The organism is Polymorphobacter megasporae (assembly GCF_018982885.2).
Classification (GTDB): Bacteria; Pseudomonadota; Alphaproteobacteria; order Sphingomonadales; family Sphingomonadaceae; genus Polymorphobacter_B; species Polymorphobacter_B megasporae.
On the sequence record NZ_CP081848.1, the window covers coordinates 542,100 to 567,207 of the forward strand.

Annotated in this window: 20 protein-coding genes and 2 pseudogenes; 7 read left to right on the top strand and 15 right to left on the bottom strand. The window is 62.3% G+C overall.

Annotated features, from left to right (window positions below; all coding sequences use genetic code 11):
• Nucleotides 1-28: 28 nt before the first annotated feature.
• Nucleotides 29-3,982, bottom strand: coding sequence for an NACHT domain-containing protein (locus KTC28_RS02510; RefSeq protein WP_216710451.1), 3,954 nt, complete (start codon nt 3,980-3,982; stop codon nt 29-31).
• A gap of 1,323 nt (nt 3,983-5,305) precedes the next feature.
• Nucleotides 5,306-6,331 carry a hypothetical protein gene (locus KTC28_RS02515; protein ID WP_216710401.1) on the bottom strand — a complete coding sequence of 342 codons (1,026 nt, stop codon included), beginning with the start codon at nt 6,329-6,331 and terminating at the stop codon, nt 5,306-5,308.
• Between the two features lie 825 nt (nt 6,332-7,156).
• Here KTC28_RS02515 and KTC28_RS02520 point away from each other — a divergent pair.
• On the top strand, nt 7,157-7,516 hold the full coding sequence (locus KTC28_RS02520) for a lamin tail domain-containing protein (protein ID WP_216710400.1): 360 nt from the start codon (nt 7,157-7,159) through the stop codon (nt 7,514-7,516).
• A gap of 359 nt (nt 7,517-7,875) precedes the next feature.
• Here the strand turns inward: KTC28_RS02520 and KTC28_RS02525 are convergent.
• The 7 genes and pseudogenes from KTC28_RS02525 to KTC28_RS02555 form a co-directional block, all read right to left on the bottom strand.
• Nucleotides 7,876-8,415, bottom strand: a pseudogene (locus KTC28_RS02525) (IS3 family transposase); the annotation flags it as partial.
• 77 nt (nt 8,416-8,492) lie between these two features.
• Complete coding sequence (gene istB, locus KTC28_RS02530; RefSeq protein ID WP_216711673.1) at nt 8,493-9,353, bottom strand: IS21-like element helper ATPase IstB; 861 nt, start codon at nt 9,351-9,353, stop codon at nt 8,493-8,495.
• On the bottom strand, nt 9,350-10,612 hold the full coding sequence (gene istA, locus KTC28_RS02535) for an IS21 family transposase (RefSeq protein ID WP_216711672.1): 1,263 nt from the start codon (nt 10,610-10,612) through the stop codon (nt 9,350-9,352). Before istA ends, istB begins: the two co-directional genes overlap by 4 nt.
• Before the next feature lie 174 nt (nt 10,613-10,786).
• Nucleotides 10,787-11,295: pseudogene (locus tag KTC28_RS02540) on the bottom strand (transposase); the annotation flags it as partial.
• A gap of 216 nt (nt 11,296-11,511) precedes the next feature.
• Nucleotides 11,512-12,366, bottom strand: coding sequence for an NAD(P)-dependent oxidoreductase (locus tag KTC28_RS02545; RefSeq protein WP_216711411.1), 855 nt, complete (start codon nt 12,364-12,366; stop codon nt 11,512-11,514).
• Entirely contained in the window at nt 12,359-13,381 is a 1,023-nt protein-coding gene (locus KTC28_RS02550) for a zinc-binding alcohol dehydrogenase family protein (protein ID WP_216711412.1), read from the bottom strand. Before KTC28_RS02550 ends, KTC28_RS02545 begins: the two co-directional genes overlap by 8 nt.
• 33 nt (nt 13,382-13,414) lie before the next feature.
• Nucleotides 13,415-14,377, bottom strand: coding sequence for an NADP-dependent oxidoreductase (locus tag KTC28_RS02555; protein ID WP_223132279.1), 963 nt, complete (start codon nt 14,375-14,377; stop codon nt 13,415-13,417).
• A gap of 169 nt (nt 14,378-14,546) precedes the next feature.
• Between KTC28_RS02555 and KTC28_RS02560 the strand changes: the two genes are divergently transcribed.
• Entirely contained in the window at nt 14,547-15,005 is a 459-nt protein-coding gene (locus KTC28_RS02560; protein WP_216711414.1) for a winged helix-turn-helix transcriptional regulator, read from the top strand.
• Between the two features lie 457 nt (nt 15,006-15,462).
• Here KTC28_RS02560 and KTC28_RS02565 read toward each other — a convergent pair whose 3' ends face one another.
• Both KTC28_RS02565 and KTC28_RS23210 read right to left on the bottom strand, forming a co-directional pair.
• A complete protein-coding gene (locus KTC28_RS02565; RefSeq protein WP_216711428.1) occupies nt 15,463-16,416 on the bottom strand; it encodes a Rossmann-fold NAD(P)-binding domain-containing protein in 954 nt (317 codons plus the stop codon).
• Nucleotides 16,313-16,624, bottom strand: coding sequence for an NAD-binding protein (locus tag KTC28_RS23210; protein WP_216711415.1), 312 nt, complete (start codon nt 16,622-16,624; stop codon nt 16,313-16,315). The genes KTC28_RS02565 and KTC28_RS23210 overlap by 104 nt, the downstream gene beginning before the upstream one ends.
• Nucleotides 16,625-16,686: 62 nt before the next feature.
• Between KTC28_RS23210 and KTC28_RS02575 the strand changes: the two genes are divergently transcribed.
• Entirely contained in the window at nt 16,687-17,337 is a 651-nt protein-coding gene (locus KTC28_RS02575) for a TetR/AcrR family transcriptional regulator (protein WP_216711416.1), read from the top strand.
• A 280-nt stretch (nt 17,338-17,617) separates the two neighbouring features.
• Here the strand turns inward: KTC28_RS02575 and KTC28_RS02580 are convergent, their stop codons facing one another.
• Nucleotides 17,618-18,148 carry a YcxB family protein gene (locus KTC28_RS02580; RefSeq protein WP_255602204.1) on the bottom strand — a complete coding sequence of 177 codons (531 nt, stop codon included), beginning with the start codon at nt 18,146-18,148 and terminating at the stop codon, nt 17,618-17,620.
• A gap of 118 nt (nt 18,149-18,266) precedes the next feature.
• Between KTC28_RS02580 and KTC28_RS02585 the strand changes: the two genes are divergently transcribed.
• The gene (locus KTC28_RS02585) at nt 18,267-18,455 is read left to right on the top strand and encodes a hypothetical protein (protein WP_223132280.1); all 189 of its coding nucleotides are present in this window, start codon (nt 18,267-18,269) and stop codon (nt 18,453-18,455) included.
• Nucleotides 18,456-18,937: 482 nt separating this feature from the next.
• Here KTC28_RS02585 and recD2 read toward each other — a convergent pair whose 3' ends face one another.
• Nucleotides 18,938-21,139: an SF1B family DNA helicase RecD2 gene (gene recD2, locus KTC28_RS02590; RefSeq protein WP_216711419.1), complete on the bottom strand. Its 2,202-nt coding sequence runs from the start codon at nt 21,137-21,139 to the stop codon at nt 18,938-18,940.
• A gap of 56 nt (nt 21,140-21,195) precedes the next feature.
• On the opposite strand from recD2, the gene KTC28_RS02595 reads away from it, so the two are divergent.
• The gene (locus tag KTC28_RS02595; RefSeq protein ID WP_216711420.1) at nt 21,196-21,726 is read left to right on the top strand and encodes a hypothetical protein; all 531 of its coding nucleotides are present in this window, start codon (nt 21,196-21,198) and stop codon (nt 21,724-21,726) included.
• Nucleotides 21,727-22,370: 644 nt separating this feature from the next.
• Here KTC28_RS02595 and KTC28_RS23215 read toward each other — a convergent pair.
• The gene (locus KTC28_RS23215; protein ID WP_369426583.1) at nt 22,371-22,826 is read right to left on the bottom strand and encodes an acyl-CoA thioester hydrolase/BAAT C-terminal domain-containing protein; all 456 of its coding nucleotides are present in this window, start codon (nt 22,824-22,826) and stop codon (nt 22,371-22,373) included.
• Entirely contained in the window at nt 22,721-23,182 is a 462-nt protein-coding gene (locus KTC28_RS23220; RefSeq protein ID WP_369426570.1) for an acyl-CoA thioester hydrolase/BAAT C-terminal domain-containing protein, read from the bottom strand. The genes KTC28_RS23215 and KTC28_RS23220 overlap by 106 nt, the downstream gene beginning before the upstream one ends.
• Nucleotides 23,183-23,954: 772 nt before the next feature.
• Between KTC28_RS23220 and KTC28_RS02605 the strand changes: the two genes are divergently transcribed.
• Both KTC28_RS02605 and KTC28_RS02610 read left to right on the top strand, forming a co-directional pair.
• On the top strand, nt 23,955-24,422 hold the full coding sequence (locus KTC28_RS02605) for a hypothetical protein (protein WP_216711422.1): 468 nt from the start codon (nt 23,955-23,957) through the stop codon (nt 24,420-24,422).
• On the top strand, nt 24,422-24,988 hold the full coding sequence (locus tag KTC28_RS02610) for a T6SS effector amidase Tae4 family protein (RefSeq protein ID WP_216711423.1): 567 nt from the start codon (nt 24,422-24,424) through the stop codon (nt 24,986-24,988). Before KTC28_RS02605 ends, KTC28_RS02610 begins: the two co-directional genes overlap by 1 nt.
• The last annotated feature ends 120 nt before the right edge of the window (nt 24,989-25,108 follow it).

Sequence of the window (25,108 nt, forward strand, 5' to 3'; positions counted from 1 at the left end):
AGAACCGTCGCCGTAATCGATCCGCCGGTCAGTCGCCGGAATGAAGCGCGTCGAGGAGTGACGTTCTGACGGCGCGAATCCGGTTCGCGACCGCGTCGTATCCGGCAAGCGGAAGGATCTGCTCTCGGGCGATCGTGGCCAGCAAGTCACCGACCTTCGCCCGATCGTCCTTTTCGAGTATTCCGGCTGCGGCGAGGAACCTTGGAACGCTCGCCAACACGCTCGGGTGCGAAGAAATCTTGATCATCCCGCGGAACAAAGCAGCAACCTCTGGATCGCGCCGGAGCCGCGCCTCGATGGCGATGTTGGTGATCTTCTGCGCGTCGAACTGCGTCTGATATGGACGGGTAACGAGATCCGTAACCAAACTGACGAAACCGGCCGCGTTCTCCATGGAAGCCGCCAAGTGGACGGCCAAAGCCCATTCACCGAAGTAAGGCCCGTCGTCCGTCGTGCGCTTGAACTCGTCAAGTGCCGGATGTCCCGGGGAATGGATTGCCAGTGTGAGGATGGAGGACGCGGATTGCCTTGTCCGCATCTCTTCGACCAGCCGCTCGCCAACCGATTCGTCGCCGTCGAACTGATCGGCCAGAACGAGCGCGATCTCGCCCGTGATCGCAATCTGGTTGTTGTAGTGTTGGGAATCGAGCATCCTGAGGCAACACGACAACAGGAGTGGACTTCGTGGCTGGAGTAGCGCGAGCATACGGATCGCCGTCGGCGTAGCAGCCATCGATCCGTCCTCCGCCGAGGCGATGAACTCGGCCGTCGCCGCCTCCGAAAGGGAGGCGCCTTCGGCCAGGACATCTCCTATGCCGAAGTCGTTGAAGGTCGAGAGTCGCTCCTTGAGCGTATCGCCGAAGACGTCGCGGAACCGTTGCCAGTTCTCGCACATCAGCCGTTTGACGTCGGCGATCCGATGCATCGGCGAGCTGACGACCAGATTCGCGAGCTTCCCGTTTTCGCGCAGGGTTGCGACGCGGTCGAGTTCGCCGATGATCGTCGCCCCCGCGAGCGCCGCCGCACGGCGCGGTTCCAGGCGGAAGCCGTAGCTGAGGAGATCGTTCAGGAGTTTGGGAAGGACCTCATCCTTCCGCCCCTCGCCACTCAACCGACGGTGATGAGCGATGGAGAGGCGCGTCATCAACTCCGGATCGCTTTCGCCATCGTAGTCTTCAACGATCGCACCAAGGGCAGTCCCGGCGCCGCCAGTCACCGCCGTCTCCGCGATGACCGTTCTCAGCTCCAACGGCAGCGGGGTGGCCGCACGCAGGAGCGACCCGCGGATGTCCGGCTCGAACCAGAGGTCGACTGCCAGAGTTTCGAAAGGCGGATCGCGTGCGAGAAGCAGGTCCCTCGCAAGCGCCAGAACGTCGGGGTGTACCTTGAAGCTCCGGCACAGGATGGGCAACGAGGAGATCAAGTCCCGCGGCTCGGTAGCCAGCAGGATCGCGACCGCCTCGTCGTCGGTGCCGTCGCACCCGCATGCCTCGAATCCGACCGCGAGCAGGTCGCGGCGCACGGCGGGGTCCCGGCCGAGACTGATCAACCTCCGGCGACAGGCGGCGTGATCGGGCTCGATCATCGGCATCATCGCGCCGAGGTTGAAGAGGCGTCGGTCGGGCCAACTGCGTATTTCGCTGAAAAGTCCGTCGACTGCCGCGTCATCGGTGCCCCAACCCGATACCAGCGCCTTCACAGCCCAATGCTTCTGGATGCTGGTGTCGTCGCGCGCGATCTCGATGAGGACGTCGCGAAGCCGCTCATCGGGCACCGTTGCAACGAGACCGCTGAGCTCCCGGAGGTCGATGAGGCGGTTGTTAGGTTCCATCCAGTAGGCGACGGCCGCCTCGCGGAGAAGCGGATCCTGCTTGGCGAACCGGCCTACCCCCACCCAGAAGCCATTCATTCCCATCGTGCTGAACTTCACCTTGCCGGTCAACGCGCCCAGAAGCCACCGTCGCACCTTCGGATTTGAAGCCGAACAGTTGAGCAAGTAGACCTGGGCTGAGGTATATTCCCAGATCGACGCTTGGCTCGGTTCGACTCTCGCCAACGCGCCGTCGATCAGGGCGTCGTCGTCGGGCCAGTATCTGACAAGCAGCTCCGTTACATGCGGCGTGTCCGCCCAGTCCAGCCCGGACCAGGTACCGTCGAGCGACAACACCTCGTCACGCGTTTCGGTGGTCGTCTGACCGCGTGCCGCAAGGCCGCCAATCGCTATGATGCGGAGCGCCGGATAGGTCGAGCGACGGGCTTCGACCAGCAGCGCTTCAAGGCGCGGATGTTGCGGCCAGCCTGCAAGCAGGCTCTCGAGCATGGTCGCAGCCACCGAAGGCTGGGCACCAATGGACATCGCGTCGACAAGCCGATCGGCGGCAGCGACGGCGTCCGGGTGAAGGCGGGCGTAAGCCGTAGCGGCGGCACGCTGAGTGGCGCGATCCTCGTCGTACAGAGCCCTCCACACGGCATCGGCGACGTCGCTCGCGGTCGGCCACGTTCCCAACGCCATTATCAGGCCAGAGCGGTTCGAGGCGCGCGACGGAGTCCAGCTCGGCAAACGCTCTTCGACCATGGCACCGAGCGACGGGTCGCCGAACCCCTTCAGCGCGGACCGCAAGGCGTCCTCACGGGCAGGCATCCAGTCCCCAATCTCGACGAGCCTGATGGCTTCCTGCACCAGCCGCTGGGCGGTTCCAGGCGAACGCCCGGCAGAGAGAAAGCCGATTTCGGCCAAAAGGCCGCTACGATAGGCAGTCCCGAGTGGGCCTACCTCGGCTTCCTCGATCGAGGCGACGAGGCTGTCGACCTCGTTCCTGCGCGGGATCATCCCGAGTAGGTTCACGATCACGTTGCGCCAGCGCGGATTTCCCGCTTCGTCGCCAACGAATCGGCATATGCGATCGAAGGGAAAGCCCCCCAGATGCTCGGCGCTCAGGAATTCCTCGAAACTCGCATGCGCGAAGCCGATTTCTCCGGGAGCCTTCTCGACGAGCATTCCCCGCGTCTCGGCATTCACCGCAAGTATTTCGGCTGCACCAATGCCCGCTCTCGCTGCTTCCATCCCGAAGCCCGCGGCGGACTGCAGGAACCCGCTGAGCAGCGACCGCGCGCGGGCGATGGGCACGCCGGCGTCACCACCTTCGCTTCGCAGCGAGAAGGCAAGATACGCGATCGCCGCCCGCCGATGTTCCGGGTCTTCGATTTGACGAAAACGCGGCTCGACGTCCCCGGCCGCCGTCGCCCGGCTGTTGGGATGCGATTCCAGCAGAAGCGCCACCAGCTGGCGGTAAGCTTCGATTCTACTGCGCGGCAACATTTGAGTGCGTAGGCTCAGGGTGACGAGGCCGATCAGCAGGAGCGGCGTCTCGGCCAACGCTATTAGGCTGCGGTCGCGCGCGAGTTCGGCCATAAACCGAGCCGTGCGATCGGGTTGGTGCGGCGACCCTGCCTGCGGCGCTTCACGCAGGGGCGCTGCGTATCTATCGAACCAACGGGCAGCAATCGAAGCCTGCTGTACGGTCGAGAGAGGAGCGATCTCGGCGCGTCGCCAATCCGATGGGAGGTTGCCGATGGGCGCCATGCCCCGCGGTCGTCCGGTGACGATCGTCGGGATCTCGTGCGTCTGAACCGTCGTCACCAAGATCGACAACGCCGTCCGGGCGGCCTGCTCGTTCGACCACTCGTCGAGCCCGTCGACCAACAAGAGGATCCGACGTTCGTCGATCGCCCGATCGAGCAGATCGATCAGGTCTGCTGTTAGGAATGGCTGCAGCGAGCGACGGACGATGCTCTTCAGGCCGACGTCAGCGCCGTGTGCGGCAACCTCCCTCGACCAGCGGGCGAACGAGAGGTGTAGCGGCAGTAGCCGGCCCCAACGGTCGGCGATACCCGGGAAGATGCTCTGACCGTGGAGCAGGTCGAGAGCGATGGATCGCAGTAGTGTGCTTTTGCCCGCGCCGGCGTCGCCGATGACGACCAGCGGTCACCGGTCGTCATCCAATCTCGCATTTTCGTGCGGCGCGTCCGGGTGGTGGCGCCAGGTCTTACCCTCTCCTCCTCGCCACTGCCGGTTCGTTCCCCTTGGTCACGCAGCCGATCCCGATGACCGGCGTCGATCGAACCATCCTCGCGGACCAGGAGATCGGGTGCCAGGAAACGCTCCAGTATCGTCAGAGCGCGTGTTCCCCGGTCGTCGTCGATCGAACCGAAGCTGCCAGGATCGATGTACTGGAAATGTTCGGCATAGACCCGCGCGATCTGAGCACGCACCCGCGCAAGCGCCGCTCCATCCAATCTCGACCCCAGCTGCAACGCCGCCTCGCGACCGAGGAGGGCTTCGACCCACGCCCGACCGAAGAAATCGTCGATAAGTTCCGGCCGGGCCCTAAGGCATGCCGTCAGCGCCTCTCCGTCGAGCGCGACGAACTCGACCCCGGCGTCGCCGAGCCTTTCCGCGAGGGCTTCAATCTCCTTCTGTAGCGCGGTCGACCGCAGGGAAGCTTGTACCGTCAAGACGAATCGAACCGCGGGCTTGGCCCAAGCCCCCCGCTCGAACGCCTCAACCGACTCCCGAAGCTCTGTCACCCCGAACCGCCGATGCCGTTTCGCCTGCCAGCACTCGTATCGGCCATCGAAGCGACGAGCGAATATGTCGATGCCCTGTTGCGCCTCTCCCGGCAGACCATACCGCGCGCAGTGCGTTATCGCAGCATCGCTCTGCGCGAGCCTGTGGCACAGACGTTCGAAATTCTCCCATGTAAGCTCGCCGAAGGGCAATCTGGTCAAGCGGCTGACCGTCGGTGGCAAGACCACGGCATCGGGCGGAGCCAGAATGCCGTGCGGCTCGTCGCTCAAGACCGTACTATCCGCATGCCCGATTTGCCTGGCCGAATTCCATACGTCCCCACAAACCGTCGACGACCCGGCTAAGAAAGGGACAATGCGTCGCTCCCTTTGACCTCAGTTTAGCTTGATCCGAAGTCGGTTCAAGCCGGATCGATCACTGTCTCCCATTCAAGGCATCGAGGCCTGTCGACGATGATCGGTTGTCCACCTCCCTCCGTTGGGGACCGCAGTCAGACTTCAAGCCGCCCCGCACCGGCCTGTCCTCCCCGTTGGACTGCTCCAATTGCGGCGAGCGCGGCGTTCCCGCGCGACGACGGACGTCGTCCAGACGTTGGTGGTGGTGCGTTCGGCAGATCTGGTCCGTCATGGGCTAGCTAGACGACTTTCATCGGTGTATCCCTACTGTGGCTGCGACAACCTATCCGGTCCTTGGGCTTCATTCGGCAGCCCACCCAGTCTAGTCCGCTGGCGCCTCGTGGAGTGCCGGCCCGATGACGGAACCCGATACGTCGAAGAAGACGAGTGGCGATCCGACGTCGAACACCGTGCCATAATGTCCCGGGTGAACGCCGAAGATTTTCATGTCGTCGGTAAAGAGGTCGAAGCCGACAACGCGGCCGATCGCCATGCCTCGGGCTACGACGATTACGGTATCCGGGATGCGGCTCCCGGACACGGTGAGGGTCCCGGCATCCCACGTCGCCTTATCATCCAACCGGCAGTTGCACGTCACCAAGCCTTCAGAACGTCGGATGATCATTCCTGGGATGGCGCCGGTCCGCGAGGCGCCGAGATCAATCGCCTGGGCTCTGCCCATCTCTTCCAGCACGCTGCCGAGCGAGCGTCGTCCTCGTGCCAGTAATCTGAGCGTGAACGATTCTACCGCACCGGCGGCGTTCGCCGCGCGCAGAGCATCCGCTCGTGAACGCAGAACCCACTGATGCGCCATGTGCTCGCGCAGAGTGTCCACTGTATCGGCTTGGTTCCTAATCTTCAGATAGTGCCGGCACACGTCGAGGTCGACGTCGTACCCGGTCGTTTCGATCGTCACGAAGCACGGATCTTCCGGCATCGTGACCAGCTGATCCTGGGCCGTAACATCGATCAATTCCAACGCGCGGCTGGAAGCGCTGCGAAGTGCAAGTGTATCTTCACAGGCGATCCGCACATTCTCGATGCGTCGCGCTACCTCGTCCCCAGCACGTCGGCAATCCGCGACGACCTTCGCGAACATCTCCGCCACGTCAAGGATCGACGCGTCCGTTTTCGCGATGTGCAGGCGGGCCAGGAATACGAAGCGTCGCCTGTGACCCTGCGGCATCGTCAGTGTCGCTTCGCACTCCAGTCCACCGTCGATCCACCTGTAGAAGCCGAAATCACTCGTCCTCACCCTGACGTCGTCGACGCCCGCAAGCGCTAGCTCTCCGTTGACCGCATCGACCAAAGCCGCGCGTCCAGCGTTTTCAGGCGACCGGTCCATCATGTTCGCTCCTGTATTCTGGTATGATGTGCAACATTCCAACATCTTCGCTGAGCGCTTGCTGCGGCTGAAAACTGGACTTCGGAGGGGGATCCCCCGGCGCGATCCGGGCGTTCTACGCTCTGATGGAGGTTGACCCTATCGGCCAGCACCCGCGCCTCCACGAAGGCAGCGTCGAGGGTACTGTCGCCGCTCAGCCACGGCAGACAGCCGGGACCTTCCGCGGATGCAGACGGCACGCGCCAGCATCGTCCGTGCGGGCCTTCCGTCGTCCGATCGGCGGAGATGCTGAGTTTATTGCTGATATCATGACAGGACCACGTCGCATCGACGATACGCTTGAGACCGTCGCGGGTGCTTTGGACGATCGCCTTCTCCAGGCGGTGCTCGTAGCAGTCCGAACGACGATGCCTTCGTACCGTGCCTTCGCCAACTTCCGGTCTGCGCCGGGTGGCCGATACTGGCGATCTCACCTCGGTGGTCGATCGGTCCCCGATGCCGCCACTGCTCCGACGACGTGGTCGTGAACGGAGACACTTGCCCATATCGGACGTAAGCTCGACCCGTTAGGCCGAAGTCGTATGCATTGCGAGCGTTTCGACGATGAGGTTGAAACCGGGTAGTTCAGCTCCACAGGTGAGCATACCTTCGTCAGGTCCTCGGCGGACGCAGCATCGTCGAGCCTTCTCGCGTCGGACACGATAGTCCTTCTTTGCTTAGATGCGGACTATGCGATGGGGCTGGCGACGACGGCGCGTATCGATCAGTCTTGCTTCGCCGCCGAAACGGATCCACATTAGCGTCAATGCATTCGCAAGGCGGAATCGGATGGAAGTCAGCATCACAGGTGTTTACGGCCACGGCGACGCCAGCAAGGAGCACGTGATGCTGTCGGTCGACAGCGACTGCGACCTTGGCGGCTATATTCTGGCAGACACGACTTACGTCGAGCCGAACAGGGTATCGAACGAATTGCGCCACATGTTCTGGTTCCCCACCAAGCGGGTTGTGGCTGGCGACACCGTCGTGTTGCGGACATGTGCAGGGACACAGACCGAGGAAAAGCGTGAACTTGGGAGCACTAGGCACCGCTTCTACTGGGGACTGGAAGTTGCTGTCTGGAACGATACCGGAGATGTGGCGATACTCTTTGAGATAGCCGAATGGGCTTTCCGAATAGCAAAATGACCGCTTGGCGGCAGACACGAGCGAGCCCGGCTGTCCGACTTTTGACTGATGACGCCCAAGGTATGGAAGCCGCGGGATAGGCGACTTGGCATGGAAAGCGTAGAGGCAGCTTATAGCCGGGACTTATGGAAAGCCCTTACTCATTTGAGTACGCTGATCTCAATGAGACCTCCTTACTCGCCTCGATTGCAAACAGCACGGCTCATTTTACGTCCGCCAATCGAAGCCGACCTGGAGGGTGGGGCAGCTTTCGATAACGATGAAAGGGCGACGAGATACTGACGTGACCCCCGGCTTTCATTCAGCGGCAACCAGAGACGGTTGGTGTTGTCGCGCACGGGCGCGTGCTTTTCGAGACCGGCGGCGAACGCCGCCGGGGTGGCGTAGCCGAGCGAGGAGTGCGGCCGCTCGGTGTTGTAGTCGTCGACCCAGCGGGCGAGGATCGCTTGGGCCTGGCCGATCGTGAAGAACAGCGTCTCGTTGAGCAGCTCGTCGCGCATGCGACCGTTGAAGCTTTCGACGAACCCGTTCTGGGTCGGCTTGCCTGGCGCGATGTAGTGCCACTCGATGCCGACGTCGCCACACCAGGCCAGCACCGCGTTCGACGTCAGCTCAGTGCCATTATCGCTGACGATCATCTTGGGTGCGCCGCGCCTTGCGATCAGGTCGGTAAGCTCGCGGACCACCCGCCTGCTTGAGATCGACGGGTCGACCACCGCTGCCAGACACTCGCGCGTCACATCATCGACGATGTTGAGCACGCGGAAGCGCCGTCCGGTGGCGAGCTGGTCATGGACGAAGTCGAGGCTCCATCGCTGTTTGGGCAGCGCGATCATGGGCGCAGGTGCCCGCGCGCCAACAGCGCGCTTACGTCCTTTGCGGCGACGGACCGTCAGCCCTGTCAACGGGCACCGAAGTTTCCCTAATTGTGGGCGTTTAAAATTCCCTAGGTCGGCGGCGGGTTAGGTTTCGGTGATCAACCGGGTTGGTGATCGTCACGATCCTTTTTTGGCGGGCGTCCGCGTCGCCTGGGCTCGGCGGGCAGGTTGGCGAGATGGCTGGCGCGCAGGTTCTCGGGGATGAGAGCGGCATGCTCGCGCATGCGGTAGCTCGAGCCCTCGATCTGGATGACGACGGCGTGATGCAGGAGCCGGTCGAGGAGTGCTGTGGCGACGACCGGGCTGCCGAAGATGTCGCCCCATTCGGCGAAGCCTCGGTTCGAGGTGAGGATCATCGCGCCCTTTTCGTAGCGCGCGTTGACCAGCTGGAAGAACAGGTTGCCGCCGCCGGGCGTCACCGGCAGGTAGCCGATCTCGTCGACGACGAGCAGCGACGCCCGGCACAGGAAGCGGATGCGCTCGCGCAGGGTGCCTTCGCGCTCGGCCTTGGCGAGCTGAGCGACGAGGTCGGCGAGCGGGATGAAGTAGACGAGTCTGCCGGCGCGTACTGCCTCGACGGCAAGCGCGGTGGCGAGATGGCTTTTGCCGGTGCCCGGTGGCCCGAGCAGGTGGACGACCTCAGCACGCGGGATGAAGTCGAGCCCGGCGAGCGCCATGATGCGGTTGCGGTCGAGCGATGGCTGGAACGAGAAGTCGAAGCCGGCGAGCGTCTTGACCACCGGCAGCCGCGCCATCCGCAGCGCCGCCTTGATCCGGCGGTTCTCCCGCAGCGACAGCTCCTCGAGCAGAAGCTCGTCGAGCGCTTCGATGCCGTCGATCTGGCCCTGCTCGATCCGGCGCAGCGTCGCGTCTAGCATCTCGAGCGCGCGGGGCATCTTCAGACCGACGAGGCTGCGGCGGATGTTGTCGACGCGTCCCGAGGCGGCGAGCAGGGTCATGGCCGACCTCCCGCGGCGAGCTGGCTGCCGATCGCCTGGTAGACGGCGAGCGAGCGCAGGGGCACATGATCACCGAGCCGGCCGAGCGTGATACCCGCAGCAACACCGGTACGGCGGGCGGCGCCGCTGCCGCCGGTGCGATGACTGCGGTCGATGCGATACTGCTTGCGGCCTTCAAGAACCGGGTGCTCGGCGATGACACGGCCGAGCTCGAGGATGCGGACCAGATCGGGCAGTTGCTGGACCTCGACCACCCGCCGGGTGCGATCGGGGACGCTATAGAAGTTGCCGCCGACGGCGACGAAGCCGTCGTGGCTGACGCGGCGCTCGAGCTTGAGCACGGCATCGAAGCGGTGAACGGGCAACGTCTGCAGCTCGGGCTGCTCGGCAGCGAACGCCTCGGCCACGACACGCTGGGTCGTGCCGTGGACGCGGACGTTGGCGACGGTGGCGAGCCAGTCGGCCAGCTGGAGGTTGAGATCGTCGAGGTCGCGGAAGCGGCGGCCAAGGAAGAAGTCCTGCCGGATGTAGCTGAACGGCCGCTCGACCTTACCCTTGGTCTTCGCCCGATACGGCCGGCAGGCGCGGGGCTGGAAGCGATAATGCCCGGCGAGCGCCAGCAGAGAGCGGTTGTAGACGATGTGGCCGGCATCATCCTCGCCGGTGACCGCAGTCTTCATGCGGTCGTAAAGGATCTCGATCGGCGTCCCGCCGAGCGCAGCAAACGCCTGCATGTGACAGCGCAGCAGCGTCTGCAGATCCTGGTGCATGACGTACCGCGCGAAGATGAAGCGCGAGTGGCCGAGCACCAGGCTGAACAGCCAGACGATGCGGCTGGTGCCGGGATCGTCGGTGAAGTCGACGACGAAGCGGGCAAAGTCGACCTGCGCCTGTACCCCCGCCGGGGTCTCGAAGCGCACCTCGTACGGCTTGGGTCCGTTCGCCGGCCGGATCGCAGCGAGATAGCGCTTCACCGCGGTGTAGGCGCCGGCGTAGCCGAGCTCCCGGATCTCGCGCGTCAGCCGGGCGGCGCTGAGATCGGGAAAGGCCATCACCCGCTCGCGCAGGAAGTCCATGAACGAGCCCAGCTTGCTCGGGCGCCCGACCGAGCGCGGCCCGTAAGCCGGCGCCTCGATCCCGCGCTCGATATACTTGCGCACGGTCTTGGGGTCGCGCCCGGTCCGCCGGGCAATCGCGGTAATCGACACGCCCTGTCGATGCAGCTCAAGGATCATCATCAGCTCTCCAAGTCGAACCATCGCCGCCTCCCGTCTCCACGGAGGAACTGGCATCGATGGCGGCTCGGTTCATTCCGGCGGGGCTAGCCCCGCCGGAATGAACCGAAAGGAATGCCAATCAGGGAATTTTCAAAGCCCACTTTTGCGGAGAATTGCAGGACCGATGACAAGCCCCTCCTCGCGATACAGGCGCTAGGTCTTTTTGCGGTTGATGATGATGCCGTCGCGGCGAAGCAGGATGTGCAGCCGCCGATAGCCAAACCGCCGACGTTGCTGCGCCAGCTCATGCAGCCGCGACCGCAGGTCGCTATCATCGGCCCGGCACGAGCGATACCGCATGCTCTTGCGATCCGCCCCGACGACCATGCACGCCCGCCGCTCGCTCATCCCCAGCATTGTCTGGAGATGCGCGACCGCCTCCCGCTTCGCGGCGGGCGCTACCATTTCTTTGACAGCAGATCCTTCAACCCCGCGTTGTCGAGCATCGTGTCCGCCAGCAGCCGCTTGAGCCTGCCGTTCTCCTCCTCGAGCGCCCGCAGCCGCTTTGCGTCGGACACCTCCAGACCGCCGAACTTCGCCTTCCACGCATAGTAGGTCGCGCTCGACATCGCGTGGTTGCGGCACAGCTCCGTCACCACCGCGCCCGCCTCGGCCTCCTTCAGGATGCCGATGATCTGCTCTTCCGAAAACTGCTTCCGCTTCATCTGTCCGTCCCTCCAATGGGTCGGACTCTAGCTCCAGATGGAGGAAAAAAACGGGGGTCACATCAGTCACGTCGCCAACCCGCTACGCCTGCGGCAAATGCGGCATAGTCCTTCCATGATTATCCCGCTGAAGCTTTCCAATCAGGAGCGGCGGACTTTAGGATCGGAGCATATCTTCAAGTTTCTAAATATATTCCGCTTAAAGTAATCGACTTGTTATAGGCCGGCGATAAGACGAGCCAGAGGCAAATCGATGTTCATGCGCTCGGCCACGTCAAGCACTAAGGCGTTGTCCTTACGGCCAATGCGCGAGGCCGCCGGACGCGACGTCTCAGGTTGATCTGCCATTCGCTGGGCGTAGCCAGCCAAAACAGTTGGGATCAAATCATCCAATAACGCGGCTTTGGATTCAGCGCCGGAAATCCCGCCGGCCCTTAAAAACGCGAAGGTCTCGCCCAAAAGCTCACCCATGGTCAGGATCATATGGTTGCCGATCAGCTTCACAAGCATAGCCTGTTCGGCTTGTGGTCCAACCCAGCGGGGCGTTCCCGCAAAGGCCAGGATCGGAGCCACAATGACGTAAACATCTTTGCCGCCGGAACACATGATGCCGAGCTGTCCGGCTTCTGCGGCCTCAGGACGGCCGAAGACTGGCGCGGCAAGGTAATGCTGACCTCGAGCCGTATGACTGTCGTACAGCTCACGTGAGAGCGCCGGAGAGATTGTCTCCATCGCCACGTGGATTGAGCCCGGCCGCATGGCGTGGATGAAACCAGCGGGACCCAGCACAACTTCTCGCGTTGCATCGTCGTCGAACACGACGCTGATGATGATGTCGGCTTCTCCGATTTCGCTCAGAGAGCTCGCGACGATGCCGCCCCGCGCCGCAAAATCACTTAGTGCGCTAGGTCGACGAGCCCACACGGTGACTTTGTGCCCGCTGGCCAGCAAATGCCGGGCGACGGCGCTTCCGATCGCACCCAACCCCACGAACCCGATCGACAGATACCGTCGGGTCACCATCGTCCCGGCCGGATCGGCGTCCAGTTCCTCTCGATCGTAGTCATTCATCGATGGTGATCACTATCTTCTGGCCGGAGACGCTCGCCTTCTGGACCTGCAACGCGCCCTGCAACGCCTCTAGGCCGCTACCCACGACGTCAGGGCTGGGCGCAGGCTGGAAGCGGCCAGCGGCCAACGCGGGCGACAGAAAATCGCGATATACCGCCCGGCTAACCTCGTTGTCTTTCAGGCTGGTGCCGGAAATGTGGTTGGTCTCGACGCCCTCGGCCCGTCCTTCTGGAGGGGGAAGGGTCGTGGACACGAACTTGCGCCCTTGGCATCGGCTCACGACTGCAAAGCTGGCTACCATGTCGCCCGTCGCGTGCAGCGCCCCTGCAAGCGTCTTCCCGCGGAGCGCCTCGACGATCGCCTCGACCACGCCAGGATCAGCGTGATCGAAGACATGGCTCGCGCCGAGGTCCGTCAAAAGCTGCCGGTTGCGCGGCGAGGCCGTGGTCACGCAGTCATAGCCCGCCGCAACCGCGAGCTGGATCGCGTTGCAGCCGACGCTTGATGAGCCGCCCCAAACCAGAACCGTTTCCCCTGTCTGGTGTGGCGACAGGCTGGGATGATGCAGCCCGAGCTGATCCTTCTGGAACAGCCCGCACGCGGCCGTTCCAAGTCCGAGCGGGATCACCGCTGCGTCCTCGAAGGTCATGCTGGCCGGGATTGTCGCGGCCATGTTGGCCATGATGAGCGTGAAGGCCTGGAAAGCGCCATGTGTCGGCTGGTTCGTCGTCGCTCCGACCGATTGACCAAGAACACGATCGCCGACCTTAAAGCCGGTGACGCCGCTGCCGATTGCAGCCACCTCTCCCGCCACATCGCTTCCCAGGATGGCCGGATAGTCGAGCCATGGGAAGATCGCATTGTCCTGGAGTATCCAATCGACCGGGTTGATGGCGATCGCCCGATTGCGGACCAGAATCTCATTTTCTCTTGGAACCGGCATTTCCGCCGGGCCGACCTCAAGCGGTGTTCCCACTTTTGGCTGCCATGCGGCGCTATTCGTATTATCTTTCATTGACTTGGTTCCTTCAAGATATGCCGCCGACGTTCAGAAGAGGATGACCAGGCGACCGCGGACCCCGCCGGCTTCTTGGACGGCATGAGCGGCACCCGTCTGCTCGGGCGTGTATTCACCAGCGACGCAAGGTACGATCTTGCCCGCTTCGGTAAGCCGCCGAAGCTCCTCAAGCCATTCGGTGCGCTCGAACACGTCATAGACGAGTATCGGCTTGACGAGGATGCCGCGCTCCACCGGCCGTTCTTTCCAGCGCCGAACGGAAAGGTAGACGCCACCATCGCGAATGGCAGGAAAGGCCTTCTCCTCCAGCACCGCCGTATCGATCAGGGCATCAACGCCGTCCGGAAACGCACGCCGGACAGCGTCGGCGAAGCCTGGCCCCCGATCCACCACCACCTCCGCCCCATAGCTGCGGACGGTCTCAGCCTCCTCCGGCTTCGCGTCCGCGATGACCCGCAGTCCGCGCCCCTTGGCGATCACGGTCGCATATTGTGCGAGAAGCCCGGCGCCGCCGGTGATGGCGAGGCTTTGTCCCGCACGTAAATCGGCAAGCTCCAGCGAGCGCATCGCGGTGAGCCCGTTCATCGAGATCGTGCACGCCTCCGCGAAGGAGAGCCCGTCGGGCATGGGAACGACCGACGCCGCCGGGACGACGATGTACTGCGACTGCGCTCCGCCCTCCGGCCGATGGGCCTTGACCACCGCAACGATCTTTTGCCCGACGCTAAGGCGCGAGACTCCTGGGCCTATCGATTCGATGGTACCGGCGGCATCGACGCCGGGCACGGCAGGGGGCGGTTGATCGGCGCTACCCATCTGGCGCAGCAGAATGTCGGTCGGGTTAATAGCGGCTGCCCGAACCGCGATCCGCACCTGCCCTTCGGCCGGCGGGGGAACCTCGCGGTCGATGACGCGGATGACCTCGACACCGCCTGGCCCGCTGAACGCCACGGCTCGGGCGGTCAGCGACTGTCCTGATTCTAAATTTGCCACGATGACGCCTCCAAGGTTGACCAACTTAGCTCCGACACGGCGCTTGCGGCTGCATGTTCACATCAAATCACAACAGACCGGTTGGTACGTCGACATCCTAAGTATACTCGTGATACTAGCCGTCAAGAAAGCACTTCGTTTCGCCTAGGTATATTCAAGGATACCGCTCATGGTCGGCCCCCAACGCTTTTCCTCCGAATGCCCGAGTCGTCAGTTGTTCGACCAGATTGCCGATAAGTGGTCGATGATGGTGCTGGCTGTTCTTGAACCGGGCCCGCTGCGCTTCAACGCCATCCGGCGTCAGATCGAAGGTGTTACGCAAAAAGCTTTGACGCAATGTCTACGCCGACTTGAACGTAACGGCCTCGTGGATCGTCGCGTTATCCCGTTGTCACCAGTCGCAGTTGAGTATGAGCTCACCGAGCTTGGTGAATCTCTGGGGAAGCCATTCTCCGTGTTATACGATTGGACTGTAAGTAACCTAGCTGCTGTCAATCTCGCGCGTTCGTGCTTCGATCAGCGGCCGAAGGAAGCAGAGCGGGCCGCTAATCGGTTAGCCTCTGAGCACTCGATCGCGGTGGCCATTGATGGAATACCGAGCCAGCAGAGAAGCTGGCAGGTCAGCTGATGTAATATAGGCGCTTCCTGCGGACCAAGCAGGGTCTAGCGGCGGCTCTCCTCTAGCCAAGGGTCCGGGATGATGTGCATTGAGCTTCGGCTTAAGCAGGAAACGCTCGGCGGCTCGCCTATTTATGCTATTCGAGACGAAACAACGGACTTGCTTGCAGAATACAGCGGCGTTGAATGAATGTCCGCTATCCACGCCGTCAGTCGCCTTCGCCGCGGCCTCTGTCCTCCGGGCAACATCGGGGCCAATTGCCTCCCGGCGGCTTTCGGGCGTTCGACGGGGCAAAGCGGACTTTCGTTCAGTTCCCAACACACGACGTGTTCGGACGCGCGCTCCACAAACTGACCTAGGTACAGGGATCCTGGGCCGGAGGTTTACACTTCCACAAACCGGGCAGCGGGCCAGCTGCTCCCGCTCAGATTTGGACCGATTCCCTCCGAGCAAAAGTCGGCAGCTCCTAAAAGTCGATTTCACCTGTAGCGAGCCTGCGATCGCGCTCGGCAAGCTCGATCTCGTCGGCGGGAAACATCATCGCTAGGCCGGTGGTAGCCGCGCGTTCCTGCACCTCTTCGACGAGTGGCCGCAGCCCGACCTCGTAGTGCCGGAATGCGGCAGCATGATCGCCGGGATGCCGCTCGAGCGCGTCCGCCAACCTGCCGGCGCCGATAATCGCCATCGAGCCGCCGAAGCCCGCGAGGGGTGAGACGCAGTAGCCCGCGTCGCCCACCAGAGCCACGCGACCGCGCGACCAGCATGGCATCCTGATCCGGTTAAGCCGATCGAAGTAGAAATCGTCATCCCCGCCCGCGCACGCGAGCATGGCCGGCACTTTCCATCCCAATGCATGAAAATGGTCGTGAATGAGGCGCCGTTGCTGCGCCCGGTCGCGATAGTCGTAATCGATCTCGCCATCGGTCCGAAAACCGAACCCGATGTCAGTGCGATCGTCATAGCCGTTGAGCATCGCCATGCGGCCGGGTACGCTGAAAACCTGCGATTTGTTGGCGGGAAGTAGCCCGATCTGCGGCACCACCTTCAGGAAAAAGTAGCCGCCCATGAAGTAGGTGAATTGGTCGCCATCACCGAACGCCAGCTTGCGCGTATTCGAACGGTTGCCGTCGCACCCGAAGACGAGTGCGTAGTCCCGCCTGTCGCCATTGTTGAATGTGACCGACACAAGATCTGAACCCTCGTCAAGCTGATCGATCGACTGGCTGAACAGCACATCGATCTGGTCGGATAGCGCGTCGAACAGGATCTCCAGCAAATCGTCGCGATGAATTTCATAGCGCTCGTTTGCCGCCGGGTCAGCGCCGCTGCCGATCGACCCCAGCGTGGCGTCGTCCGCGTCCTTGAACTCGAAGCCGCGAGGGGGCAGGGCTTTGGCGTGAACCGCATCGACAAGCCCCATGCGGGTAAGGATGTCGATTCGTCTCTCCCTCGATATCAACGGGCGTACCGCCCCGCCGCAGTTCGTTTGCCGTCTCGACGATAGTGACACTGTAGCCGAGCCGGTTCAGCCAATATGCGGTAGCGAGGCCGGCAAAGCTCGCGCCGCTGACGAGCACTGCTTTACTACGTGCCGCAATAGCAGATGGCTCAGGTGTTGACGTAGCCATAGGAACATCCTCAAATTAAATACACTCCCACATTGTACTGGGTATATGTTGAGACACAAGCCATGAGTAGACCAATCTCGGATCGAAGAAGCCGCAAACGGCTCGCGACCCGTCAGGCTATATCCGATGCTGCCACGCGCATGTTCATGGAGCGCGGCTTTGACCGGGTAACGGTCGACGAGATCGCCGAGGCAGCCGATGTCGGACGTATGACGGTCTTCAATCACTTTCCCCGCAAGGAAGACATGTTCTTTGATCGCGAACACGAGGCCCGCGATATCGCATTCGAGGCCATCCGCTCGCGCCACCCTGCCACCTCACCGATCCAAGCGCTGGGGGAACTCGCTCACCGCATGGCCGAACAAAGCGAACCTGGCTTCCCGCTATTCGCAGATACTCAAGCCTTCGTCGAAACAGCCCTGGCGAGCGAGGCGCTGAAGGCCCGCGCAAGACAGATGCGCGACGACTTCATCCGCGCCCTCGCCGCCGTTTTGAGGGGCGCTGCGGATCGGTCCAGCGATGATGCCGTCGCACACCTCGCTGCCGGGCTGATCACCTCGGCGTGGACCACCGCATTTGTACGGGCGTATGCTCAATTAAGCGAAACGGGCGACGCCGAGGCGGCGAAGGGCACTTTTCTAGATCTAATCGACCGGGGGGTCAGAGGTACGCATGCTGCACTGGCCGATACGCCGTACGCTGCAGGTTATTGACCCGGTCCCGGACCTTCACGACGCCCCGGCCGCTTCACAGGACTTGCCATACATTCACAGTCGGATGTCAACATCGGGGCCGGTTCCCGCCCGCCGGCTTTCGGATGTAGAAAGCTGATCAGCTGCCATCAAAGAGACAGGAATTTGCCGGCCGCAACCACCCGGTACGGCTAGAACGGCGACGCCTCACGCTGGCCGTTTGCATCCGCTGCCAAAAAAACCCTAAGCGTATCAGTTGGGCCAACGACTCCATGGCTACTGTGGTCACTGGCAGTTCGTTCTAAGCACGTATCCTTGTCGCATGCGGGCTTCTCGCACGTGCGGCGGCGGTCATCCGAGAGGTTGCTTCGGTTATGAACTCGCGCTCGGCTTCGAACGTCGCAAAAAAGCGCCGAGGCAGGACCAAAGCGCTGCTCTGAATCAGGAACACCCAATGTTTGCGTGTTACATAAAGGTCGGTAACGCCCGCCCACCGGGCGGTCATCGTCAGGTCGGCTAGATCAATAACGATCGCCTCGGGAGTCAGGCGGAAAGAAAGTGGCTGTTCGTACGGCTGTCCGCGTTCGGCGAGGGCCTTTCGCAGTGAAGGGCCGACTTGGCTTTGAATTATCAGAATGCCGAGACCCATGCCGAGGATCGCGAACTCGACCGACGTTATCGCAGCCAGCCATGAACCCGACACCCATGAACCGACGGAAATACCAACGACCAACATGCAGGCCAGGAGAATGAATGCTTTCTGACGCGGCGACATGCCCCGTCGACCCTTAATATAGGCCGTTGCTGCGGCGGACTCTCCGGCGATGAGCATGCCTACCGCTTCCATGGAAGCTCCTCTATGTCCCTGGTGACGCTAGCTATGTAGCCTATTTGCGTCACCCGCCAATTGCCGCAAACTGGCCGCTCAGTGGCTTTAACGACCAGAGGTCATGTTTGATTATAACCTCCGGGCGATCGGCGCGACGCATGTGATCAGCAGTCGCGACGCCGATTTCCGAGCGCAGCTCGTCGCGGCATGCACCGAAACCGGCGCGACGATTGCCTTCGATGCCACGGCGGAGGCAGCCTTGGCAGCGACATCGGCGGCGCGATGGCGTCGGCGGCGGTGGCGCGGATGACCGAATACAGCTGGTACGGGTCGACCGCATTCAAGCCGCTGTATCTCTACGGCGGCACGACCTGTCGCCGACGACGCTCAACCGCTTCGTCTTCGGTTTTAGCTGGAGTGTGTCGGGTTTGCTCCTGACCCCGTTCATCGCCAAGGCCGGACGCGAGGTTGCCGCCCGCCTCCGCTAGCGCGTCGTCGATGAGCCGACGACGACCTTCGCCAGACACTACACCCGCACGATCAGCCTGAGCGAGGCGCTTAATCTCGACCTCCTGCGTGCCTACCAACGCAAAGCGACGGGAGAAATATCTGATTGACCCTACGCGGGGATGATAGGACGGCAGTCGGTAGGATAAGCTTACTCGACCGCTGTTCCCCCAATCCAATGCCAACGTATCCTTGCACTGATAGAGTATAATCCTTCTCAGGCTAATGGGGGGCCGATCGCTGCCTGACGGCTTTCGGTTGACCGATGCGATGAGCAGACGTTTCTCACGTTGCCCTTCCATTTGCGAGCCGGTCACGCAATAGCGACCAGCGGCGTTGCTGCCGCCGCTTCACGGCGATCGCGAGAGCCTTTTTCGGTCCGACCAGCACAAGCAGTTTCTTGGCTCGGGTGACGGCGGTGTAAATCAGCTCGCGGCCGAGCATCGTGTACGCCTGCATCGTCAGCGGTAAGACGACCACCGGATACTCCGAGCCTTGCGACTTGTGTATGGTGGTCGCGTAGGCGAGCTGCAGGGCGTCGAGCTCGCCAAAGTCAAACACGGTCTCGGTCATGCCAAACCGCGCGGTCAGCTCGCTCTCGGTGTGGTCGACCCGGATGACGACGCCGAGGTCGCCGTTGTAGAGATCGCGCTCGCGGTCGTTGATGATGTGCATGACCTTGTCGCCCGGACCATAGCGATGACCGTACTTCTCGATCGCCTGATCGGTCGGGGGATTGAGACGGACTTGCAGCAGGGCATTGAGGGCCCGGGCACCGGCACCGCCGCGCTGCATCGGGCTGAGGACCTGGATGTCGCGCACGGGGTCGAACCCGAACCGTCGCGGGATGTGCCTGGCGACAAGATCGACCACCCTATCGGCGACCTCGCCAGGATCGTCGGCGTCGACGTAGAAAAAGTCGCCCTCGTTTCGCGCCATCAGGTCGGGCATCACCCCGTCGTTGATGCGATGGGCGTTGATAATGATCCGGCTCGACGCCGCTTGGCGAAACACCTCGGTCAGCCGGACCACCGGGACAGCATTGCTGGCGATGATATCCTTGAGCACCTGTCCCGGCCCGACCGAGGGGAGCTGATCGACGTCACCGACGAGGAGCAGTGCCGCCTCGGGGGGGAGCGCCTTGAGCAGAGCGTTCATCAGCGGCACGTCGACCATGCTGGTCTCGTCAACGACCAACAGCTGACACGTCAGAGGATTATCGGCGTTTCGTTTAAAGCCACCCTCCTTTGGATCGGTCTCGAGCAGACGATGCAGGGTCATGCCGTCCATTCCCGTCGATTCTGACAGCCGCTTGGCCGCCCGACCCGTCGGAGCGGCCAAGGCGATCTCGACCTTCTTCGCCGTGAGCACTTTGAGGATCGAGTTGACGAGGGTGGTCTTGCCGACGCCAGGTCCGCCGGTAATGACACAGACCTTGGACAGCACGGCGAGACGCAGCGCGTCGGCCTGCCCGGCCGACAGGGCTAGTCCGGTCTTCTGCTCGACCCAGGGTACCGCCCTGCCCGCGTCGATCGCCGACCACGGCAGGCGGCCAGTCTGCAGGCGGAGCAAGCGGTCGGCGATACTCTGCTCGGCGCGGTAGAGCCCGGCGAGGAAGATAACCTCGCAGCCGTCGGTGGTTCCAGCGACCACCTCACCAGCGATGAGCTCAGCCGCCACCGCTGCTTCGATCAGCTGCGCCGGAATATCGAGCAGCTCCGCGCCCGAGATCGTCAGCTCCTTTCGGGGCAGGCCACAGTGGCCGGCGTCCATCGCCGTGGTCAGCGCATGGGCAACGCCGGCTCGGACGCGGCGGGGATCATCCTTGGCATATCCAAGGCTGCTGGCGATCGCATCGGCGGTCTTGAAGCCGATGCCGACGATGTCGCGGGCGAGGCGGTATGGATCGGCCTTGATCGTCGCAATCGCCGCTTCGCCGTAGGTCTTGTGGATCCGCACCGCGCGCGCCGAGCTGACGCCGTGACCGTAAAGCCAGACGATGATCTCGCGGATCGCACGCTGATCGCTCCACCCACGAATGATCTTCGCCTCGCGCCCGGGGCCGATGCCGGTCACCTCTCGCAGCCGGGTGGGCTCGCGCTCGATGATGTCGAACACGTCCTGGCCGAACGCCGTCACCAGCTTCTTCGCGTAAACCGGGCCTATGCCCTTGATCATTCCCGAGCCGAGGTACTTCTCGAGCCCCTCCAGCGTCGTCGGGACGGTTGTGCGGATTGTCTCCGCCTTGAACTGGAGCCCGTGTTGGCGGTCGTTGATCCAGATGCCCGTCGCCTCGACATGCTCACCGGCGCCGATCGCGGCGGCATGCCCGACCATGGTCACGAGGTCGCGCTGTCCGCGGGCCTTGACCCTGAGAACGCAGTAGCCGGTCTCGATGCTGTGGAAGGTAATGCGTTCGACCGCGCCCGCCAGCTGCTCAGGTGCCCCTCGCTGGCGATAAGCTGAAGCGGGGGGCGAAGCGGGCATAAGTCTGATATGGCGCGAATCACCACGATGCAAAGACAGCAGATCGATATGGTGCGATGGGACTGCGAGTAGCTCGTGCCGCCAGCGAGCGCGTCCCGCCCGGGGCTGAGATCATCCGCGTCGAGCGGCTTTCGCCGGCATTCATAAAATATCATCTCAACAACGGTCAGACGCTTCATCACTTCCGGCGTGAGGAACCGCGCGCCAAACCGCACGATCACCCATGGGGCTTTGAGACCGAGATCCTGGCTGGCGGCTATGTCGAAGAGGTATTCCACGTCCTGCCGAGTGGCGGATGGAATAGCGAACTGGTGCACCGCGCACCCGGGACTGTCCACCAAATCGAAGCCCGACATATCCACCGCATCGTTGAGCTACCTGCCGGCGACTGCTGGACCCTTGTGAGGGCAGGACCGTCTGAACGTAGCGTGCGTTTCTGGAAATTCGGTGCCACCATAAAATCGCGGGCCCATAATCGCGGGCGATTTGTCGAAAACCGCAGACAGGTGTGGATGCCCTTCAAACACCACCCGAAAGGGGCCGATGTCTGCCTGTCCGCTTTCCGGCATGAAGCGCGGTATAGCTGACGTTCGACAAGTCGCGGATTTGACCGCGGCTTCCGCCCACTTGCGGTCATTCGGAACGTGGCGGATCGTCTAGCGATGAAATCACTTTTCCCGTTGCTGCTTCTCGCTCCAGCCGCCGCTTCTGCCGCTGACCACCCACGAACTTACCTTCTCTCGATCGTCGGATTGCCGGTGACAGACACCCAGAGTGTCAAAGCATTTTCGATTGAGACGTGGGGGGTGGAATTTACTTCAGTCTGTCGCATACCCCTAGGATGGCGGATCAGAGCCGGTAGTAGCGCAACGCCCAGCGGAGAATTGTCGGGTGAGGGCAGCCAAGGTGCCACACGGTTCAATCGGAGCGATCCTAAGGAGATACGCGCGTTCATACAGGTGACCCTTTATGGCCCCATACAACGGGCCGACATTCGAACATCTGACGTGGGCCGCACAGGTCTGATTCCTGCGACGTTCAAAGGGCATGCGACACTTGAAACCGATGACGGGGATATACGCGCCCCGCTTACATACCGAAACGTCACTCTGACTCCGGCGTCTACATGCCCACGACGTCAACGAACGGCAACTCTCCTCCCCGTTGCCGTTCCTACACCGACCGGACCCGAAAGTCCCGGTCAGGCCGCTACCGCCTCCAACTGCGGACATTAGGCGCCGCGACCTACTCCTTGCTGCGACGCCGAAATGTCGCATGCCGCGATATAGCTGCCGCTTGCTCGACCGCCACCAACGGCAACAGACGCCCCCGGAGTGTCTTTTAGAAACGCTATTGCTTGCCGCCAGCTATTGGCTTGAGCTGCCGTGTTCCTGCGGGCCGGCGGGCCAAAGCCGAACCGTCGTGGCTTTTCGCCTGGTTGAAGCGGCGATGAGAAGACACAATGGTCGGCGTCAAGGTATGAAAGGATCTCAATCCGCGGACCATAGAGCTTGCGATCTCGGGCGACAATTTGCTCGGCCATAAGACAAGATGGCCATACCTGATCAAGGCCGCCGCAGATCAGTAAGACGGCGGCTTTAGACAGTTCGATCGGTATAACCGCCGCAGGATGGCTCCCGATCGATCTAGACCTTCGTCGTAAATCGAGCGCACGCCTCTGCGCCAGTGGAACCGCCCGTATGGTAACATTGGCAATGGTCGTCCTTCCTGCGACCATGATGATTCCTTCAAGCCCCGAAAACGCCCCCAGTCGAAACCTGGCCAAACGACACTTGAGGGCACGGCCGCCACTACTGCCGCGAGGTCCGGTCTTCGCGTAGCCATGAGCAGTACAGCCTCGGCGCCTTTTGACATGCCGATCATCGCCAGAGGTGCGTCAGCCACCTCTGGCTGTTGCTTGAGCCAGCCCAACGCCCGATCAAATAGCTCAAGCGGGATAAGCGCGAGTTTGTCTGGCTGACCGGGACCACGGAAAAACGAAAGGGCGAGAACCGAATAGCCCTCGGTTGATCGTAAGGGCATCACGATCGACTTGGCCGTCGATGCCGCCTTCGCTGCCCCCGATGATCAGGACGCCCGGTCGCGCGTCTACCTATATTGTCGGATAGTAGTTGCCTAAGACATCAGATTCATGGACCCACCCCCCCTGTGGATCAGGATCGACCAGCGGAACGGCCATCACAAAGCACCGTGAGATCCAAAGCCCGGCGACCGCTATGAGCAAGAAAAATAAGGCGCCATAGGCTAGAACGATCACTGCCTTTTTCCCTCAAACTGTTCGGTATCGCGCCCGGAAGCTCGAAGGTCGCACATGACGTAACGGCAGTGTGAAGAAGCTCGACGATCGGTGAATTTGGCGCTGAAAGCCGATAGCCCGATTTCCACTCCTTACATGCTTTGAAGGTCGCTGTGGCACACTATGCAGCGACGGGCCGTTTCCGGCCCGACTGTTTTGGGTTTGAACGTAAGATAGCTGCCGTTTGCCCGAGCGCGAGCCAGCCGCCAACTTCCGAAGAAGATATGTGACTTTAAGGCCGTTCCGCCGCTTCCCGAAGTCCGGCTTTCGTGCATAACCCGATTGATATCTGGGTTGCACCATTGCCCGATTGGAATTCGGCATGTCGAGAGTGTCAGAGGCACACATTGCGCCCTTGGCCGTTGTCGAGACACAGGAACAAGCGACGGAGGCTGCATGCGGGTTGCCCTAATGATTCTAGCTGGCCTCTCCGTGGCGACGGCTGCTGCAGCGCAGCGTCCTCTGGGACCAAATGCGGTTGCCGAAGGCACAGGTCCAATGCGGGTCGCCGTCGACCGCTACGACGACCCACCACCACAGTCTCATACGGTGGTCCAGATCGACACGACGGGACATGCACTTTCGGATGCGCAGGTCGGCGCGGCGGTTGATCGTCTGCTCGGCAAAAGCATTGCTCGTAAGCCATTGCCAGACGCCTTTCAGGTGACGCTTGGCGACGCTCGTGACGCCCTTGAGGATGAACTGCGCCGACGGCTGCGCCAACCTAGCGCGAACTGGAACCTATCAACCGGCAAGCCGCGACACGGCGATTACGGTACCGTGGTTCGTTACGAGTTGGCGGCAGTGATTGCCGCTTCACCGATCGCCGCCGCCTTTCGTCATCACGGCTATACTCTGCAGCTCGATGGCATCGCTCGCCTGACCATGGGGGACACTGCCGAGACGCGTCACCTTCCCGGCCATATCGACGAGATGCCGCTAACAGCCCATCGGAAGGCGCACTGATGACACACCGGCAACTGCCCTCCTTCGATGCGCTCGTCGCCGTTTACCCGCACCGCGAGACTCCGGCCGAGATAAAGCAGAAGATCGGCGGAGCGATCGACGATACGCATGCGCCGGCCGGACCCCAGCAGTGGCTTGGTGGTCCGGAGGGAGACACCTGCACGATCCGCATGAGCCGCGCTTTCAACTACGCCGGTGCGGTCATCCCGAAGGTAACGCCTCATCTCGTCACGGTCGCCGGTGCTGACCACAAACGCTACGGCTTTCGCGCTCGTGAATTTGACGCATGGTTGCGCCACAATTACGGCCCACCCGACATCGAGGTCAAAGGCAAGCCCGTGTCGCGCGACCGCTTCCGTGGCAAGAAGGGGCTAATCAGTTTCGACATTCTGTTCGGCGTCGATGCCATCACGCATCAGCGGGCGACCGGACACGTCGACCTCTGGGATGGCATAACCTTCTACGACGAGATCGCCGGCATCAGTCGACCGAGCCGTGATTTCTTTAATGTTGCCAATGGCGTTGCCCTTTGGCTTGCCGACGGCAAGACGATGCTCCACCCATAAGCGCCGAAAGATCGTCCACCGAGTGACCCCTAGGGGGCCGATATCAGCCTGTCCGCTTTTCGGCATGGATCACGGCAGAGCCGCCGTGCGACGAACCAAAAATCCGATGCCGGCTACGGC